Source organism: Crossiella sp. SN42 (assembly GCF_023897065.1).
Lineage (GTDB): Bacteria > Actinomycetota > Actinomycetes > Mycobacteriales > Pseudonocardiaceae > Crossiella.
The window spans coordinates 58028-75423 of sequence record NZ_JAMHIV010000044.1; the positions used below are offsets into that span (position 1 = coordinate 58028).

12 protein-coding genes are annotated in these 17396 nt (G+C 73.2%); 5 read left to right on the top strand and 7 right to left on the bottom strand.

The genetic code is table 11. The features are described 5' to 3' along the window. Positions 1–1629 (bottom strand): FAD-dependent monooxygenase, encoded by a 1629-nt coding sequence (locus M8C13_RS38910; RefSeq protein ID WP_252485826.1) that lies wholly within the window; start codon positions 1627–1629, stop codon positions 1–3. A 65-nt stretch (positions 1630–1694) separates the two neighbouring features. Then, on the bottom strand, positions 1695–2294 hold the full coding sequence (locus M8C13_RS38915) for a TetR family transcriptional regulator (protein WP_252485827.1): 600 nt from the start codon (positions 2292–2294) through the stop codon (positions 1695–1697). A gap of 109 nt (positions 2295–2403) precedes the next feature. Between M8C13_RS38915 and M8C13_RS38920 the strand changes: the two genes are divergently transcribed. Beyond that, entirely contained in the window at positions 2404–3039 is a 636-nt protein-coding gene (locus M8C13_RS38920; protein ID WP_308202910.1) for a GntR family transcriptional regulator, read from the top strand. Beyond that, on the top strand, positions 3036–4043 hold the full coding sequence (locus M8C13_RS38925) for a 1-aminocyclopropane-1-carboxylate deaminase (protein ID WP_252485829.1): 1008 nt from the start codon (positions 3036–3038) through the stop codon (positions 4041–4043). Before M8C13_RS38920 ends, M8C13_RS38925 begins: the two co-directional genes overlap by 4 nt. Positions 4044–4118: 75 nt before the next feature. Here the strand turns inward: M8C13_RS38925 and M8C13_RS38930 are convergent, their stop codons facing one another. Then, positions 4119–4832, bottom strand: a complete 714-nt coding sequence (locus M8C13_RS38930) for a TetR/AcrR family transcriptional regulator (protein WP_252485830.1) — start codon at positions 4830–4832, stop codon at positions 4119–4121. A gap of 104 nt (positions 4833–4936) precedes the next feature. On the opposite strand from M8C13_RS38930, the gene M8C13_RS38935 reads away from it, so the two are divergent. After that, on the top strand, positions 4937–6325 hold the full coding sequence (locus M8C13_RS38935) for a serine hydrolase (RefSeq protein WP_252485831.1): 1389 nt from the start codon (positions 4937–4939) through the stop codon (positions 6323–6325). Positions 6326–6827: 502 nt separating this feature from the next. Here the strand turns inward: M8C13_RS38935 and M8C13_RS38940 are convergent. The 4 genes from M8C13_RS38940 to M8C13_RS38955 all read right to left on the bottom strand — a co-directional run bounded on the left by M8C13_RS38940 (position 6828) and on the right by M8C13_RS38955 (position 14386). Continuing rightward, on the bottom strand, positions 6828–7343 hold the full coding sequence (locus M8C13_RS38940) for a hypothetical protein (protein WP_252485832.1): 516 nt from the start codon (positions 7341–7343) through the stop codon (positions 6828–6830). 17 nt (positions 7344–7360) lie between these two features. Next, positions 7361–8311, bottom strand: a complete 951-nt coding sequence (locus M8C13_RS38945) for an endonuclease/exonuclease/phosphatase family protein (RefSeq protein ID WP_252485833.1) — start codon at positions 8309–8311, stop codon at positions 7361–7363. Positions 8312–8377: 66 nt separating this feature from the next. Continuing rightward, a complete protein-coding gene (locus M8C13_RS38950; RefSeq protein ID WP_252485834.1) occupies positions 8378–12961 on the bottom strand; it encodes an ATP-dependent helicase in 4584 nt (1527 codons plus the stop codon). A gap of 597 nt (positions 12962–13558) precedes the next feature. Beyond that, complete coding sequence (locus M8C13_RS38955; protein ID WP_252485835.1) at positions 13559–14386, bottom strand: class I SAM-dependent methyltransferase; 828 nt, start codon at positions 14384–14386, stop codon at positions 13559–13561. A 64-nt stretch (positions 14387–14450) separates the two neighbouring features. Here M8C13_RS38955 and M8C13_RS38960 point away from each other — a divergent pair, with 64 nt between their 5' ends. Continuing rightward, on the top strand, positions 14451–15017 hold the full coding sequence (locus M8C13_RS38960; protein ID WP_252485836.1) for a helix-turn-helix domain-containing protein: 567 nt from the start codon (positions 14451–14453) through the stop codon (positions 15015–15017). 86 nt (positions 15018–15103) lie between these two features. Beyond that, positions 15104–17365, top strand: coding sequence for an Hsp70 family protein (locus M8C13_RS38965; RefSeq protein ID WP_252485837.1), 2262 nt, complete (start codon positions 15104–15106; stop codon positions 17363–17365). The last annotated feature ends 31 nt before the right edge of the window (positions 17366–17396 follow it).

The window sequence follows — 17396 nt, forward strand, 5'->3', positions numbered from 1 at the left end:
CTACCGGCCGGCCTCGCCGAACCAGGTGGCCAGCGCCCGGCGCAGCGCTTGCGCCGCGCCGGGCGCGTCCGCGGTGCCTGCCCAGGCCACGTAGCCGTCGGGCCGCACCAGCACGACCTCGACTTCCCCAAGCCCGGCCCCGGTGCCTGTACGCGTACGCACCCCGGCTGAGGCGCCCAGTGCGGTCGGCTCCGGCGGTTCTTCCTGCCGGGCCGGCTCCACGTCCAGGTCGGCCCGCACCAGGTCGACCCGGTTCGCCCAGTCCTGCGCCGCGGCCATCAGTTCCGGCGCGTCGGTCAGCGCCAGCAGCACCGGCCGGGCCGCGCGCATCAGCTCCGCCACCCTGGTCGGTCCGGCCGCGGCGCGCAGAGACACATCCGGCAGCCAGCGGCCTGCCAGCGGATGCGGATCCGGCACGCCCATGTCGTAGCGGATGTCCGCGCCCGCCATCAGGTCCGCGATCCGCCGGATCACCACCTCCTCGGTGAGCAGCTCCGCCATCAGCTCACGCAGCGCGGTCACGTTCGGTCCCGGCGAGACCAGCGCGGTCTGCGCCCTGGTGTGCATGAGCACCCGCTCGCCGACCGGGAACCGTTCCCGCTCATAGGAGTCCAGCAGTTCCGCGCCTGCCCGGCCGGTGAGCACCGCGGCCAGTTTCCAGCCCAGGTTCAGCGCGTCCTGCATGCCCAGGTTCAGCCCAGGGCCGCCGATGCCGGAGTGCACGTGCGCCGAGTCGCCCACCAGCAGCACCCGGCCGTCCCGGTACCGCTCGGCCTGCCGGGAGTTGATGCCCGCGGTGGTGCGGTCCGGCTCGTCCATGCCCGCTACCAGGCGCATCGGGATGTCCGTGCCGAGCACCCGGCCCGCCGCCGCGCGTAACCCGGCCAGCCCGGACTCCGCCTCGTCCCGGTGCCACTCCATCACGAACACCCGGTACTGGCCGGGGGTGAACATGCCGTAGGCGAACAGGCCGCGCTCGGTGCGCCGGAACGTGGCCGGGTGCAGCCGTCCGATGCCGGGCACCTCCAGCTCGCCGGTGCCGGGCACGGCCACCGGCTCCTCGATCACCACACTGCCCATCCAGCCGGTGAAGGAGTCGTCGGTGACCCCGGGAAAGCCGATGCCGCAACGCTTCCGGATCGTGCTGCGCCCGCCGTCCGCGCCGACCAGGTACCGGGCCCGGATCTCCCGTTCGCCCTGAGGTGTGCGGACCCGCACGGTGACCCCGTCGACGTCCTGGTTGAAGTCGGTGACCTCGTGCTCGCGCCGGATCTCCACGCCGAGCTCCAGCGCGCGTTTGGTGAGCAGTTCCTCCATCCTGGCCTGCGGCACCGCGAGCGTGCCGAGCGCGTGATCGTCCACAATGGACAGGTCCAGGGCCAGCGCGCCGAACTGGAAGAACGGCGTGCGCGGCGGCCGGCCGGTCTGTCCGCTCAACGCTTGGTAGAGGCCGCGGTGGTCGAGCGCCTCCAGCACCCGGCCGACCAGGCCGTTGGCCTTGGGTTCCAGCGAGGGTTCGGCGAGTCGTTCCAGCACCACCGGCCGCGCCCCGACCAGGGCCAGTTCGCAGGCCAGCAGCAACCCGTTCGGGCCGCCACCGGCGATGACCACGTCAAGCTGTTCTGCCACGGTGTCCTCCTTGCTCTTGCCAGCTGGACGAGGGCAGGGCGGAGCGACCGTGGCGGGGAAAGTCGTTACGGCGCAGGCAGTCCGGCCGAAACCTGGGCCAGCGCCTCGGAGATCAGCGGGATCACCGGCCGCGGCGGGTCGGCGTGCATCCAGAGCTCGGTGGCCACCGCGATGGCCGAGCTGACCGAGCCGGCGACCAGTCGCGGATAGAGGTCCTGCTTCACATCGGTGCCGGTGCGCTCGGCGACCACCTCGGCGAACTCCTGGTCGGCTTGCGCGCTGGCCTTGAGGAACTCGCCGACCACACTCGGCTCCGCGGTCATCAGCCGCACCCCGGCCTGCCACGCCGGATCCGGCGGAGCCTCGGCCATGGCCCGGAAATGCCCGAGCACGGCCTCGGTCACCGCGGTCCACAGCGGTTCGGCCGCGGGCCGCTCCCGCAGCCGGACGCCGATCTGCCTGGCGCGCTCCAGGTGCCGGTAGGCGATCGCCTCGGCCTTGCCGCTGAAGTAGTTGTTGAAGGTCCGCGCGGACACCCCGGCCTCCGCCGCGATGTCCTCGACCAGCACGTTGTCCAGCCCGCGCTCGACCGCCAGCCGCACCGCGGCCCAGCTGAGCGCCTGCCGGGTGGCCGCCTTCTTGCGTTCGCGCAGACCGGGCTCCATGACGCCACCGTAGCGAGAAAAGTTCGCGCCCCGCAAGTTTTCGGGCCACGCAATTTTTGCGGGTGGGCGAGAACCGAGCTAGCGTGCCGGTATGCAATATATTAGTCGGGTGGACCGGTCGCTGCTGCGAGACCGCGCGCTGACCGCCATCCGCCAGGCCATCGTGGTCGGCGACCTGCCGCCCGGCTCGCCGGTGCGCGACATCGAGCTCGCCGAACGCCTTGGCCTGTCCCGCACGCCGGTCCGGGAGGCGCTGGCGCGGTTGGCCGACGAGGGGCTGATCGAGAGCAAACCGCACTCCTACACCAGGGTCACCGCGGTCGACCCGGAGGCGGTGCGGGACGCGCAGGTGGTGGTGCAGGCCATGCAGTCGGTGGCCGCGCGGCTGGCCGTGCCGAGGATGGGGGAGCAGGAGCTGGCCGCGATGCGGGCGGCCAACGAGCGGCTCGCGGCGGCGCTGGCCGCCGGTGACCCGCTGGCGGCGCTGACCGCGGATGCGGACTTCCACGCGATCGCGGTCAGGGCCTGCGGCAACGCCGCGGTCGCCGCGACCATCGAGCGCTACCTGCCCGCGCTGCACCGCCTGGTGCTGCTGCGCTTCGACACCCTCGCCGCGCGGGACTCGGTGCGCATGCACGAGGAGATCATCGCCGCCTGCCGCGCGGGCGAGGCCGACGGCGCCGCGCGACTGGTCGAGACCAACTGGGCCACCCTCACCACGCACGAGGACAGGAGCAGCACGTGAGCCTGGCGAAGTTCCCCCGCTACCCCCTGCTGTTCGGCCCCTCCCCGGTGCACGAGCTGACCCGGCTGACCCGGCACCTGGGCGGCGCCCGGATCTGGGCCAAGCGCGAGGACTGCAACTCCGGCCTGGCCTACGGCGGCAACAAGGTGCGCAAGCTGGAGTACCTGGTGGTGGACGCGCTCGCGAAGGGCTGCGACACGCTGGTCTCCATCGGCGGCGTGCAGTCCAACCACACCCGCCAGGTGGCCGCGGTCGCCGCGGTGACCGGGATGCGCGCGGTGCTGGTGCAGGAGGACTGGGTCGAGCACAACACCCCCGGCTACGCCGAGGTGGGCAACCCGCAGCTGAGCAGGCTGCTGGGCGCGGACATCCGGCGCTCGTCAGCCGGTTTCGACATCGGCTACCGGCCCAGCTGGGAACAGGCCCTCGCCGACGTCAGGGCCGAGGGCGGCACCCCGTACGCCATCCCGGCCGGGGCCAGCGACCACCCCCTTGGCGGCCTCGGCTTCGCCCGCTGGGCCCAGGAAGTCATTGAGCAGGAACGGGAACTGGGCATCTTCTTCGACACCGTCGTGGTCTGCTCGGTGACCGGCTCCACCCACGCGGGCATGATCGCCGGCTTCGCCGCCGCCGGCGGCCCCCCACGCCGGGTGATCGGCATCGACGCCTCAGCCGCTCCCGAGACCACTCGCGAACAGGTCCGCCGCATCGCCGAGAACACCGCCGCCCTGCTGGAAACCGAGCTCCCACCCGACGCGCTGATCCTGGACGAGCGCTACCACGCAGGCGCCTACGGCATCCCGGACGAGCAGACCCTGGCCGCGATGCGCGTCGCGGCCCGGACCGAGGGCATGATCACCGACCCGGTGTACGAGGGCAAGTCCATGGCCGGCCTGCTGGATTTGGTCTCCCGCAAGGAGATCGGCCCGGACTCGACGGTGCTGTACGCGCACCTGGGCGGCCAGCCCGCGCTGAACGCGTATCCGGAGCTGTTCGCCAGCTGACCCGCGCGTCCGCCGCTGCCGCCGCGCGGCGGCCGGCTCGGCCGCCCGGTCCACCGCGTCCGCCGCCGTGCGTCGCTAGCCCAGCCGGGTGGCCAGCCCATCCAGGATCCGGGCCAGCCCGTAGTCGAACCGGTGGTCGCGGGGCTGGTCCTGGCGCTCGTAGGCCGCGGTCAGCTCGCTCAGCCGCGGATAGGGCGCCATGGCCTGCGTCGCGCTCTCCCGCAACCGTTCCGCCCAGTCCGCCTCGCCCTGCCCGCTGCGCGCCAGCGTGGTCAGCCAGGCCGCCTCGCTGGTGCTGATGCCGATCACGTACGCGGCCACCACGCTCAGCGCCTGGTCCGCCTCCAGCAGGTCGAAACCGGCGGCCAGGTACACCGCGAGCATCCGGTCGTTGAGCCGTATCACGTTGGGGCCCAAGTAGGACAGCCCGGCCTGGCCGAGCACCGAGGCCATCCACGGGTGCCGCAGGATCATCGCGCGCATGCTGTGCGCGCAGGCCGTCGCGCCCGCCCGCCAGTCCTCGCCCGGGTCCGGGATCTCGATCTCGCCGTAGACCTCGTCCACCACGAGTTCGATCAGCTCGTCCTTGTTGGCCACGTGCCGGTACAGCGAGGTCGCGCCCGCGCCCAGCCGCGCGCCCAGGTTGCGCATGCTCAGCGTCTCCAGGCCGTCGGCGTCGAGTAGCCGGACGGCCTCGGCCACGATCTGCGCCCGGCTCAGCGCGGGCTGTTCGCGGGTGCGGCGCGGACGGGTCCACACCGACAGGTTCGGCTTCTGCTCAGCGGCCATGCCCCGAAGGTTAGCGCACGATGTGCGCAGTTGCGTCTCCTATCGCCATCTGCGTACAGTGTGCGCAACGCCGAAACATCGTTCGCAACTCTGGGGAGAATCCGATGACCTTCGACCTCACGCACTGGCAGACCCGGCTCGACCAGCTCCGCGCCCAGCACCACGTGCCCGGCGCGACCCTGGCGGTGCTGGCCGACGGCCGGATCCACGAGCTGGCCAGCGGCCTGCTGCACCGCGGCACTGGCGTGCCCGCGGCCACCGAGTCGGTGTTCCAGCTCGGCTCGGTCGCCAAGGTGTACACGGCCACCCTGGTCATGCGGCTGGTCGAGGCCGGTGACCTGGACCTGGAGGCGCGGGTCGTGGATCTGCTGCCGGAGTTCCGCGTCGCCGATCCCGAGGCGACCAAGACGATCACGGTCCGCCAGTTGCTCAACCACACCAGCGGCCTCAGCGGCGACTTCAGCCTGGACACCGGCCGCGGCGACGACGCGCTGGCCAGGTACGCCGAAGCCTGCGCCGACCTGGGCCAGGACTTCCCGCCCGGCGCGGCCTTCGCATACAGCAGCAGCGGCTACAGCCTGCTCGGCCGGATCATCGAGGTGGTCACCGGCCAGACCTGGGAGGAAGCGCTGCGCACCCGGCTGCTGGAGCCGCTGGGCCTGACCCACTCGGTCACCCTGCCCGAGGAGGTGCTGCGCTTCCGCGCCGCCATCGGCCACGAGGGCCCCTCCGGCCAGGACCCCGCGCCGGTCCCGGTCTGGAACCTGATGACCCGCAACGCCGGCCCCTACGGCGGCGCCCTGTGCGCCAGCGCCGGTGACGTGGTCCGCTTCGCCCGCCTGCACCTCGACGGCGGCCGAACCCCCGACGGCGAGGCCCTGCTCACCGCCGGAACGGTCGCCGCGATGCAACACCGCGAGGTCGAGGTCCCGGACAAGTGGACGGTCAGCTCCGACGCCTGGGGCCTGGGCTGGACCCTGTACGACTGGCACGGCACCCCCGGCTACGGCCACGACGGCGCCGCCACCGGCCAGTTCGCCTACCTGCGCGTCATCCCGGGCACCAGGGTCGCGGTCGCCCTGCTCACCAACGGCGGCGACGCCCGCCTGCTGTACGCGGACCTGTTCCGCGAACTACTGGCCGAGCTGGCCGACGTCACCATGCCCGCCCCCTTCGGCCCCCCGGCCCAGCCCGTCACAGTGGATCTGGCCCGTTTCGCCGGGACCTACCGCCGCGAAGGTGTGGAGATCACGGTGACCGAACAGGAGGGCGTGACCCGGCTGGTGTACCGGTTCGTGGGCGGGATGGCGGTGTACTCGGACGCGCTGGAAATGGAGCTGACGGCGGTGTCGGAGTCGGAGCGGGTGACGGTGTGCGCGGGACCGGGGACGGGCACGTTCAGCGGCGACTGGATGCCGGTGGTGTTCACGGAGCTGCCGGATGGGACGGGGTGCGTGTACGTGGGCGCGCGGGCAACACCGAAGGTCGCCTGACCGGGCGGCCGATCCGCTGCCCGCCCCCACCCCGCCGCCCGCCGCTGCCTGCGCGCCGCGCCCGCGGCCCACGCGCCCGCGCTCGCCGCCCAGGCCCGCAGCCCGATTTCCACGCCCGCCGCCGATTTCCGCCTCCGCCGCCGCCCGCGTCCGCCGCCGCTTTCCGCGCCAGCGCTCGCTGCCCGCTATCCGCTGCTAGCTGCCCGCGCGCACGCTTGCTGTCCGCAGGCAGCCCGCAGTCCGCAGCTCACCGCCTGTGCCCGCAGCCCGTGCCCGCAGCCCGTGCCCGCAGTCCGCAGCCCGTGTCCGCAGCCCGTGTCCGCAGTCCGCAGCCCGTGTCCGCAGCTTGCCGCCCGCGGCTCGCGACCCGCTGCCTGTGCCCGCCGCGCGCGATCCGCTGCCCGCGCCCGCCGCACGCCATCCTCTGCCCGCGCTCGCTGTCCGCTGTCCGTGTGGGCGTTTGCCGCCTCTGTCGGCTGCCTGCGCTCGCCGCGTCCGGGGTTCAGCCCGTGGGCTGGACGTTCTGGCGCAGGTCAGGCGCCGTGGTCGGCGCGGGGAAGGTCAGCGGGCTGGCCTCCACGCAGGCGGTGGGGCTCGCGGCGCCCTCCGGGCGGCCCGGTTTGCCGAACTCCAGGGTGAAGCAGCGGGTGGCGGTGGCTTCCGGCGGGCCGGAGCGGCGGTCACCCGTCATCCAGTTGCTGCGCCAGCCCTCCCCGGTGACCCGGACGAGCAGCGACACCCCGCCCAGCGCCCGCTCCACGCCCTCGGTGCGCAGCACCTGGACGCCGGCCTGCTCGGTGGCCAGGCGGGCGTGGTCGGTGACACCGGACAGGCGCAGGCGCGCCAGGTGGTCGCCGAGGGCGTTGGCCCGGCGGGTGGCGTCGGTCTCGGCGTTCTCCTGCGCGCCGGTGCCGTCGAACAGCCCGGTGAACAGCCACACCGGTACCGCCAGCAGCGCCGCGGCCACCCCGAAGATCGCCAGCCCCCCGGCGACCGTACTGGTCGTGCGTATCCCCATGGGGAAATCTTGGCGGCTCAGGCGGTGAAGCGGAAGGTGCTCACCACCGCAGCGTGATCGGAGGTCCACTCGTTGTCGCGGTGGTGGGGCACCGGCTTTGGCGTGCCGACGACCACCGTGCGCGAGTCCAGCACCCGCAGCGACCCCTTGACGTGGATGAAGTCGATGCGGTCCTGGGGTTCCGGCTTACCCGCCTCGTCGTTCCAGAGGTAGACCGGGGACCAGGTGTTGCCGGGGCCGCGGGCCGGGTCGGGGTGCACGGCGCGGTAGGAGTCGGTCAGGCCAGCCTTGGCGACCTCCTTGGTGGTGGGCCAGTCGATGGTGTAGCCGCAGTGGGACTTCCGGGTGGCCGCAGTCCAGTCCAGGTGCGAGGGCGTGTTGAAGTCCCCGGCCAGGATCACCGGCGTGCGCTGGGCATCAGCCAGCTCCTCGCGCAGCTCGGCCAGGATGTCGCGGATCTCTTGGGGTCGCTGGGACTCCTCCTCTCGGCGCAGGATCTGCGCGGTGGTCATGCCCGCGTGGCAGGCGTCGTACGGGCCGTACGGGGTGTAGTTCAGGTGCGCCGACCACACCACCGTTTCCTTGCCCCCGGGCAGCCGGATCCGGATTCCGGCTCCCTGGAGGGTTTTCCCGGTCGCGCTGGTCGGGGCGTACTTGGCGGTGATCGGGTACCGGCTGATCAGGCCGAGGCTGTAGCTGGCCTGGTAGTGGTGCCAGCCGAGCTCGGCCGCCAGTTCCTTGGCCGCGACGCTGTAGCTCTCCTGCATGGCCACCACGTCCACGGCCTGCTCCCGAAGAAAGCGGACCTGCTTGGCGCGGTAGTCGTTGACCTTGGTTCCGCCGTACCAGAGGTTGACCGACATGACTTTCAGCTGTCCCGGCGCGGCGGGCGCCGCCACCGCGGGCACGGCGGTGCCCAGCGGCAGAACGGCACTGGTCAGCAGGGCGAGCAGTCTGGTGAGTCGCACCAGGGCACGCTGACAGCCGGAGGTGTCCGGCAGGCAGCCGCCGATCGACGGGCGGGTATCAGTTTTTCAGGCTCGTAGTCGTAGTCCCTTCGGTGTGGCCCGGAAACCGGCTTCGCGCAACACATCGGCCAGGTTCGAGGTCAACGCGACCTCGCCGTCGGCCCGCTGCACCGCGAGCTGCCCCAGCCAGCCGTCGTGCACTGCCTGGGCGAGCGCGGCCGCGGCGCTGCGCAACGCGCCGTCCTCGTCGGTGAAGGACAGCAGCGACCGCCCACCCCGCTCCACGTACAGCGCGGGCACCCCGTCGACGAGCACCGCCAGCGCTCCGGCCTTGCGGCCAGGGCGGTGTTTGGTGTCGCCGACCGCGGCCGGCCAGGGCAGCGCGGCGCCGTAGGGCTGGGCCGGGTCGGCCGCGGCCAGCACCACGGCGGTGGGCTGGCCGGGTAAGGGTTCGCCGCCGCGGGCGTTGGCACGTAGCTGGTCCACCGCGCCGCGGACGGCGAACTGGGCCGCGCCAAGACCGTCGACCACGTAACCGCGGACCACCTGGCCGGAGTCCTCCATCGCGCGCAGCACCCGGTAGACCGCGCTGAAGCCGCCGGTGACCCGCTCGGTCTCCAGCGCGCCCCTGGTGAGCACGCCGTGGCGTTCCAGGAACGCCTCGGCGCGGGCGTGCGCGCGGCGGGTGGGATCGGTTGCCCTGGCCGGCACCAGGGTCCAGCGCCCGGCGGCGGTGGGCGGGCCACCGCGGCTGGGCAGGGCCGGGCGGGCCGCGCGCAGGCGCGCGTAGCGGCCACGCGGGGTGCTCGCCCGGGGTTTGTGGGCGGCACCGCGGCCCGCGACCAGGGCGCGCAGCGGCGTCAGGGTGTCATTGCTGACCAGACCTGCCCACACCAGGTCCCACAGGGCGGCGAGCACCGCCTGGTCGTCGGGGGCCGGTTCCGCTTGGGAGAGCAGGACTTCGCCCGCTCGGTCGGCCAGCTGACGGAAGAACAGCGCTCCATTGTCCAAAGTAGACAGAACCGCGGTGTGCAGCGGGGTCGCGGGCGGGTCATCCTCGGGATCGGGCAGCAGCAGGTCGGCCACCTCGGTGGGGGCCAGCACGAGCCAGCCGTCACCTCCGGCCAGCGCGCCGCTGCCGGTCCAGGTGACCTCGCCGCTGGCGGTGAGCTGGTCGAGCAGCGCGGGGGAGTAGCCGGGCAGCCGGGCGGGCAGGATCAGCGACTCCAGGGCACTGGCCGGTAGCGGCACGCCGGCCAGCTGTTCCACCACGGAGAGCACGTCGTCCACGGTCGGCGCGAACCGCATCCGCCGGCTGACCCCGTGCCAGGCGGGCAGGAATCGGCCCAGTGCGGCGGGTTCCACCGGTTCGACCTCGGCGCGCAGCCTGGCCAGGGAGGCGCGCCGGAGCCTGCGGAGCACGTCGGCGTCGCAGTACTCCAGGCCGCCGGCGGGCGCGTGCGCCTCGGCCAGCGGGCGCAGCTCGCCCTTGACCAGGCGGCCGAGGCCGGTCTGGCGTTCCAGCACGGCGGTGACCACGGCCACGCCCAGTCCGAACCGGGCCGCGGCGTCGGCGGCGGTGAACGGGCCCCGGCCGCGGGCGTAACGGGACAGCAGGTCGCCGAGCGGATCGGGCACCGGCTCGGTGAACACCTCGGGCACACCCACCGGCAGGGCCGCGCCCAGCGCGTCCCTGACCCGGCCCGCGTCCTCGATGGCCAGCCAGCGCGTCTCCCCGGCGATGCGCACCTGGATGACCCGGCGGGTGGCGGCCAGCTCGGTCAGCCACGCCAGCTGGATACCGCGGGCGGCGGCCTCCTCGGTGGACAGGTCGCCGAGGAAGCGCAGCAGGTCGGCCGCGCCCTCCAGGTCGCGGACCTGGCGGTCCGGGCTGAGGCGTTGCAGCTGCTGCTCGATCTCGGCGAGCACCTCGGGGTCGAGCAGTTCGCGGATCGCCTCCGCGCCGAGCAGTTCGGCGAGCAGGGTGGTGTCCAGCGACAGCGCGGCCGCGCGGCGTTCGGCCAGTGGCGCGTCGGTCTCGTAGAGGAACATGCCGACGTAGCCGAACAGCAGGCTGCGCGCGAACGGCGAGGGCGAGGGGGTCTCGACCTCGACCACCTTGACCTTGCGTCCGCGCACCTCGGTCATCAGCGCTCGCAGGCCAGGCAGGTCGTAGACGTCCTGCACACACTCGCGCATGGCCTCCAGCACCACCGGGAACTGCTCGTAGCGCGCGGCCACGGCCAGCAGCTGGGCCGAGCGCTGTCGTTGCTGCCACAGCGGGACCCGGCGTTTCGGGTCGCGGCGGGGCAGCAGCAGCGACCGGGCGGCGCACTCCCGGAACCGGGCGGCGAACAGCGCGGAGGAGCCCAGCTCGGCGACCACGACCTGTTCGACCTCCTCCGGGTCGAGCAGCACGTCCTCCGCCGTGGGCAGCACCTCCCCGCCGTCGCTGTCCCAGGCATCCGGCAACCGCAGCACGATCCCGTCGTCGGAATGCGCGACCTGTGCCTCCAGCCCGCGCCGCTCGCGCAGCCGGGCGGCCACCGCCAGCGCCCACGGTCCGTTGACCCTGGCCCCGAACGGGGAGTGCACCACCAGGCGCCAGTCGCCCAGCTCGTCCCGGAACCGCTCCACCACGATGGCCCGGTCGTTGGGCACGTGCCGGGTGGCCGCGCGCTGCTCGGCGAGGTAGCTCAGCAGGTTGCCGGTCGCCCACTCGTCCAGCCCGGCCGCCGTGCACCGCGCCCTGGCCGCCGGTTCGTCCATTGTGGACAGTTCGCGGACGAACTTGCCCAGCGCCCTGCCCAGTTCGAGCGGCCTGCCGGGGGAGTCGCCCTTCCAGAACGGCATCCGCGCGGGCTGGCCGGGCGCCGGGGTGACGATCACCCGGTCGTGCGTGATGTCCTCGACCCGCCAGGCGGAGGTGCCGAGCAGGAAGGTGTCACCGACCCTGGACTCGTAGACCATCTCCTCGTCCAGCTCGCCGACTCGCGATCCGGAGCCCTCGGCGCCGGCCGGGGTCATCACGGTGAACAGGCCGCGGTCGGGGATGGTGCCGCCGGAGGTGACCGCGAGCCGCTGCGCGCCGGGGCGGCCGCGGAGCTCGCCGGTGATCCGGTCCCAGGTGATGCGGGCGCGCAGCTCGCCGAAGTCCTCGCTGGGATAACGCCCGGCGAGCATGTCGAGCACGGCGTGCAACGCCGAGTCGGGCAGGGCGGCGAACGGCGCGGCCCGCCGCGCCAGCGCGGCCACCTCGGGCACGGTCTTGGGTTCGAGCGCGACCATGGCCACGATGTGCTGGGCCAGCACGTCCAGCGGGTTGCGCGGGTACCGCACGGCCTCGATGGCGCCTTCGGCCATCCGTTCGGCGACCACCGCGCAGGCCACCAGGTCGCCGCGGAACTTGGGGAACACCACGCCCTTGGACACCGCGCCGACCTGGTGCCCGGCCCGGCCGACGCGTTGCAGCCCGGCGGCCACCGAGGGTGGCGCCTCGACCTGGACCACCAGGTCGACCGCGCCCATGTCGATACCCAGCTCCAGCGAGGAGGTGGCGACCACGCAGGGCAGCACGCCGGACTTCAGCTCCTCCTCGACCAGGGTGCGCTGCTCCCGGGACATCGAGCCGTGGTGCGCCCGCGCGATCACCGGGTGCGCACCAGTGCTCAGCCCGGACTGGCCGATCGCCTCGGCGGGGAACTGGTCGAGCTCGACCCGGTCGTCGGGTTCGGTGGCGAGCTCGTTGAGGCGAGCGGTGAGGCGTTCGGCCAGGCGGCGGGAGTTGGCGAAGACGATGGTGGACCGGTGCGCGCGGACCAGCCGCAGCACCCGCTCCTCCACCGCGGGCCAGATCGAGGTGCGCTTCTCCGCGCCCGCGGCCGACCCGCTGACCTCCCCGGTCGGCTCGCCGAGGGTGGACATGTCCTCCACCGGCACCTCGACCCTGACCTCGATCGTCTTGGGCGTCTTCGGCTGCACCACCTCGACCGGACGGCCGCCGGCCAGGAAGGCGCTGACCTCCTCGATCGGCCGCACCGTCGCCGACAGCCCGATCCGCTGGGCAGGCGCCTCCAGCAGCTCGTCCAGACGTTCCAGGGACAGCGCGAGGTGCGCCCCGCGCTTGCCGCCCGCCATCGCGTGCACCTCGTCCACGATCACCGTGTGCACCCCGCGCAGCGAGTCCCTGGCCGCCGAGGTGAGCAGCAGGAACAGCGACTCCGGGGTGGTGACCAGCACGTCAGGCGGTTTCCGGCCGAAGGCGCGCCGCTCGTCGGCAGGGGTGTCGCCGGTGCGCATGCCGACCGCGATCGCCGGTTCGGGCAGGTCCAGCCGGTGACTGGCCTGGCGGATGCCCGCGAGCGGTCCGCGCAGGTTGCGCTCGACGTCCACGGCCAGGGCTTTCAGCGGGGAGACGTAGAGCACCCGGCAGCGGCGGCGGGCGTCCTCCGGCGGCGGGTCGGTGGCCAGCCGGTCCAGCGCCCACAGGAAGGCGGCAAGGGTCTTGCCCGATCCGGTGGGCGCCACGACCAGGGCATGCTGACCAGCGGCGATGGCCCGCCAGGCGCCCAGCTGGGCCGCGGTGGGCTCGGCGAAGGCGCCCCGGAACCAGTCCCGGGTGGCGGGGGAGAACATCGGCAGGTCGGCCATGGCACCCATCCTCACCCCATACCCCGACAATCGGCCTAATCGGTTATCCACAGGCCCCGGATCGGGGCGGAGTTATCCACAGGGCGGCGGGGTGCCGGTTGCGGGCCTGGGCCGGGGCGGCGCAGAGTGGCGTGGCCGGGAACTCCCGCACCGCTCGGACCGCGAGGACCGGTTCGGAGGTGTCGCGGAGTCGAGGCTGGTGACGGGCGATGACGGCCGTGCACGTGCTGTCGCCGGTGTGGATCAGGAGAGCGCTGGCTCGGTTCGGAGGGGCAGCGCACCTGGGCGCCCCGGCGGACCGGAGCAGCGCCGGTGCGGACCGGGACGTGGCCGCGTGGTGGTCGTGGACTGGATCGCTCACGCCGCGTGGGTGGCCGGAGCGGCCGGAGCCGTGCTGGTGGGCCGCGTGCGCGACCGGCCGGGCCAGGTCCAGGCCGGGACTGGACCGGACTGGCCCGGGCCGGGCAGGCCAGTCCGGGGATTGGCCCGGGCCGGGCGCTGGACCGGGCCGAGGACTGGACTGGCCTGGACCGGGCCGAGGACTGGGCCGCGGAATGGACCGAGCCGCGGTGTGGTCGCAGACGGGCCGCCGGCCGGTTACGGCTTGCGGCCGTAGTGGACCGTTCGGGCGGCCAGGAAGAACAGGTCCTGGCGCTGGTCGACGCTCGCCGGGTCGGCCGGGTCGAGCAGGCGGTCCATGGTGGCGAGGTCCTCGGCGTCCAGGACCTCGGTGGCCATGTGGCGCTGGCGTTCCAGGCTGTGTCGGATGAACTGGCGATGGGAGGTGGACAACGGAGCTGGGTGATCGATCAGGAAGGTCTTGCTGCGGACCGCGGTCAGGCCGGCGTTGGCGAGCAGGGTCCGCCAGTCCTCGGCCACGGTGACCGAGCCGGGCAGGTCGGCGCGCATCGCGTTGAAGCGGTCGGCGATGGCCGCGTCCAGGCGGGCGGCCAGGCCGGGACGGCCGAAGCCCAGGTCGCGCGGGAACGTGCGGATGGGCAGGCCGCCCTCGGTGATGGCCAGTTCGCCGCCGGGGTTGAGCAGCGCGGTGAGGCGGTTGAGCGCGTCCTGCTGGTCGCCCACGTGGTGCACGACCTGGCTGGACCACACCAGGTCAGCCGGGCCCAGCTCGGCCAGGCCGTCGGGGAACTCGGCGACCTGGGTGTGCAGGGTGACGCCCAGGCGCTTGGCGCGCTGCTCGGCGCGGTCCAGCAGGCCGGGGGCGCCGTCGACGGCGATCACGTCGGCGTCCGGGAAGGTCGCGGCGAGCTGGCAGGCGGCCACGCCCGGGCCGCTGCCGATGTCCAGGACGCGTTTCGGGGTCAGGTGGCTGAGTTCGGCCAAGGCCTGCGTGACGTACGGGGCGTTGGTCTCGCCCTCGCGTTCCAGCAGGTCGGCCATGGCGGTCCAGTCGATGTCGGTCATGTCCTGACTGTGCGCGCCGAGGGGCCAACTTGACAAACTTTGTTGCTGTTTCTGCAATAGGAACATGGACGATGTGCTCGCCGAGGTCGGCCCCCGGCTCAAACGGATCCGCCAGCAGCGCAGGTGCACCCTGGCCGCGCTGTCCGAGACCACTGGCATCTCGGTCAGCACGCTGTCCCGGCTGGAGGCCGGGCAGCGCAAGCCCAGCCTTGAGCTGCTGCTGCCGATCGCGCACGCGCACCAGGTGCCGCTGGACGAGCTGGTCGGGGCGCCGCCGGTGGGTGATCCGCGGGTGCGGCTCAAGCCGGTCCGGCACGGTGACCGCACCGTGGTGCCGCTGACCCAGCAACCGGGCGGGCTGCAGGCGTACAAGTTGGTCATCGGCGTCAGCCAGAGCGAGCCGGACCCGCGCACGCACGAGGGCTACGAGTGGCTGTACGTGCTCGCCGGGAAGCTGCGGCTGGTGCTGGCCAGCCACGACGTGGTGCTCAAGGTCGGCGAGGCCGCCGAGTTCGACACCCGGTTGCCGCACTGGTTCGGCAGCACCGGTGAGGCGCCGGTGGAGATCCTCAGCCTGTTCGGCCCGCAGGGCGAGCGCATGCACGTCCGGGCCAAGCCGCGCGGCGACTGACACCCCTCAATTAGGGGATCCGCCCACGTTGCTCCGTTCGGACATGGCAGCATCAGCCTCCGCTGAAGGAAGGCGAGGGGAGAGCTGTGCGCGTCCTGTCCGTTGACCTGGGCACGTCCAACACCGTGGCGGTGCTGTCCGCACACGGCCTGCCGCCGCGGGTCATCGAGGTGGACGGCTCCGCGACCATGCCCTCGGCGGTCTACGCCAACGAGGACGGCACCCTGCTGGTCGGCCGGGACGCCGAACGGCAGGCGCGGCTGGACCCGTCTCGGTTCGAGCCGAACCCGAAGCGGCGGATCGACGAGACCACGCTGCTGCTGGGCACCGACGTCATCACCGTCACCGACGCGCTGGCCGCGGTGCTGGAGCGGGTGGCCAAGGAGACCGCGCGGCAGCTCAACGGCGTGCTGCCGGACGAGGTGCGGCTGACCCACCCCGCGCAGTGGGGTTCGGTGCGGCGCAACGCGCTGGTCTCCGCGGCCCGGCTGGCCGGGCTCGGGCCGAACCTGGTGCTGGTGCCGGAACCGGTCGCCGCGGCCGCGCACTTCGCCTCCTTCCCGGACCGCGAGCTCAGCCCGGGGCAGGCGCTGGCCGTCTACGACCTGGGTGCGGGCACCTTCGACGTCGCCGTGGTCGGGGTCACGCCCACCGGGTTCACCGTGCTCGCCGAGGACGGCCTGCCCGACCTCGGTGGCCTGGACGTCGACCACGCGCTGCTGGTGCACGTCGGCCGCGAGGTCTCCTTCCGCGACCCCGGTCGCTGGCAGCGGTTGCTGCGCCCGGAGTCCACCGCGGACCGCCGCGCCCGCCGCACGTTGCTGGAGGACGTGCGCGAGGCCAAGGAGGCGCTGTCCCGGCACCAGCAGACCGAGGTGCCGATGCCGGAGGAGTTCTCCGACGTGCTGGTCACCCGCACCGAGCTGGAGGCACTGATCCGGCCCAGCCTGCTGCGCAGCGTGGACGTGCTGGCCAAGACGATCCAGCGCGCGGGCATGGCTCCGGAGCAGCTGGCCGGGATCTACCTGGTCGGCGGGTCCAGCCGGATTCCGTTGGTGGCACAGCTGATCGCCGACCGGCTGCGGGTGGTGCCGGCGAGCCTGGACCAGCCGGAGACCGCGGTCGCCAAGGGCGCGCACGACGTGCCGCAGGACGACAACCCGATGCGCACCCAGGACGTGGCGGCCGCGACGGCCCAGGGCGCGCACGCCGCGGACGGGCAGGGGCAGGACGGGTACGCCCAAGCCGGGCAGAGCGCGGCGGGGCACGGGCAAGCGGGCCAGGGCCAGGCGGGGCACGGCCAGGCAGGGCATGGCCAAGCAGGGCATGGGCAGGCGGGACAGGGCGCGGCGGGGCATGGCCAAGCGGCGTACGACCAGGGCGGGCATGGCCAGGGCGCGTATGACCAGGGCGCGTATGACCAGGCGGCCCACGGCCTTCACTCAGCGCACGGGCAGGCGGGGCAGGGCACGCACACCCCGCCAGGCCTGTACTCGCCGCAGGACGCCAACGCGACGGGCGGCCATGCGGCAGGCGCCCATGCGACAGGCAGTCACGCGACGGGCAGCCATGGGACAGGGAGCCACGCGACGGGCAGTCACGCGGCGTGGGGCGGCCAGTCGCCGTATGCCGCGCAGCCGGGTGCCACCCCGGCCGCTGGACTGCCGAACCAGTCGCAGTACCCGGGGCAGCAGCAACCTTACGGCTCTCATCAGCAGTACCCGGGTGGTTATCCACAGGGTCACCAGCAGGCGCAGCAGGGTGCGGGCAAGAAGAAGAACAAGACGTTGCTGATCGGGATCGCCGCGGCGGTGGTGGTCGTGGTGGGTGTGGTGTTCGGGGTCATCGCGTTGAGCGGGTCGAGCCTGCCCAGCGCGCAGGACTGCCAGGCGGTCGGCACGGCCGATGACAAGGGGTTCACCGACTGCACGCGGCAGCTCGCGGGCGCGGTGGCCGAGAGCGCGAAGTGCGCCAAGGGCACTGGGTCCAGCAACCTGCCTGCCGAGATCACCAAGCTGGTCGGGGCGCAGGCCAGTTGCAGTCTCACCGCGGACGGGCAGCAGGTGCAGGTGATCTACCAGCACGCCTCCTCCCAGCAGTCGGCCGACCTGGCCGCGGCCATGACCAAGCAGCTCGCGGGCAAGGGCGAGAAGGTCGAGGCCCAGTGGGAGGGCAACGGTCTCAAGGGGCGGTACTCGGCCGCGGTGAACAACAACACCGGGTGGGTGGTGTTCACCGTGGAGGGGCGGCCGCTGTTCGGGGCGGTCAACGTGAGCGGCAAACCAGGCAGCGCCAACGCGATGGCCGACCTGTTCGAGCAGAAGATCCAGCCCGGCACCACCAGCTGAGGCGGCGACGTCCCTTGACCGGGACGCCGCC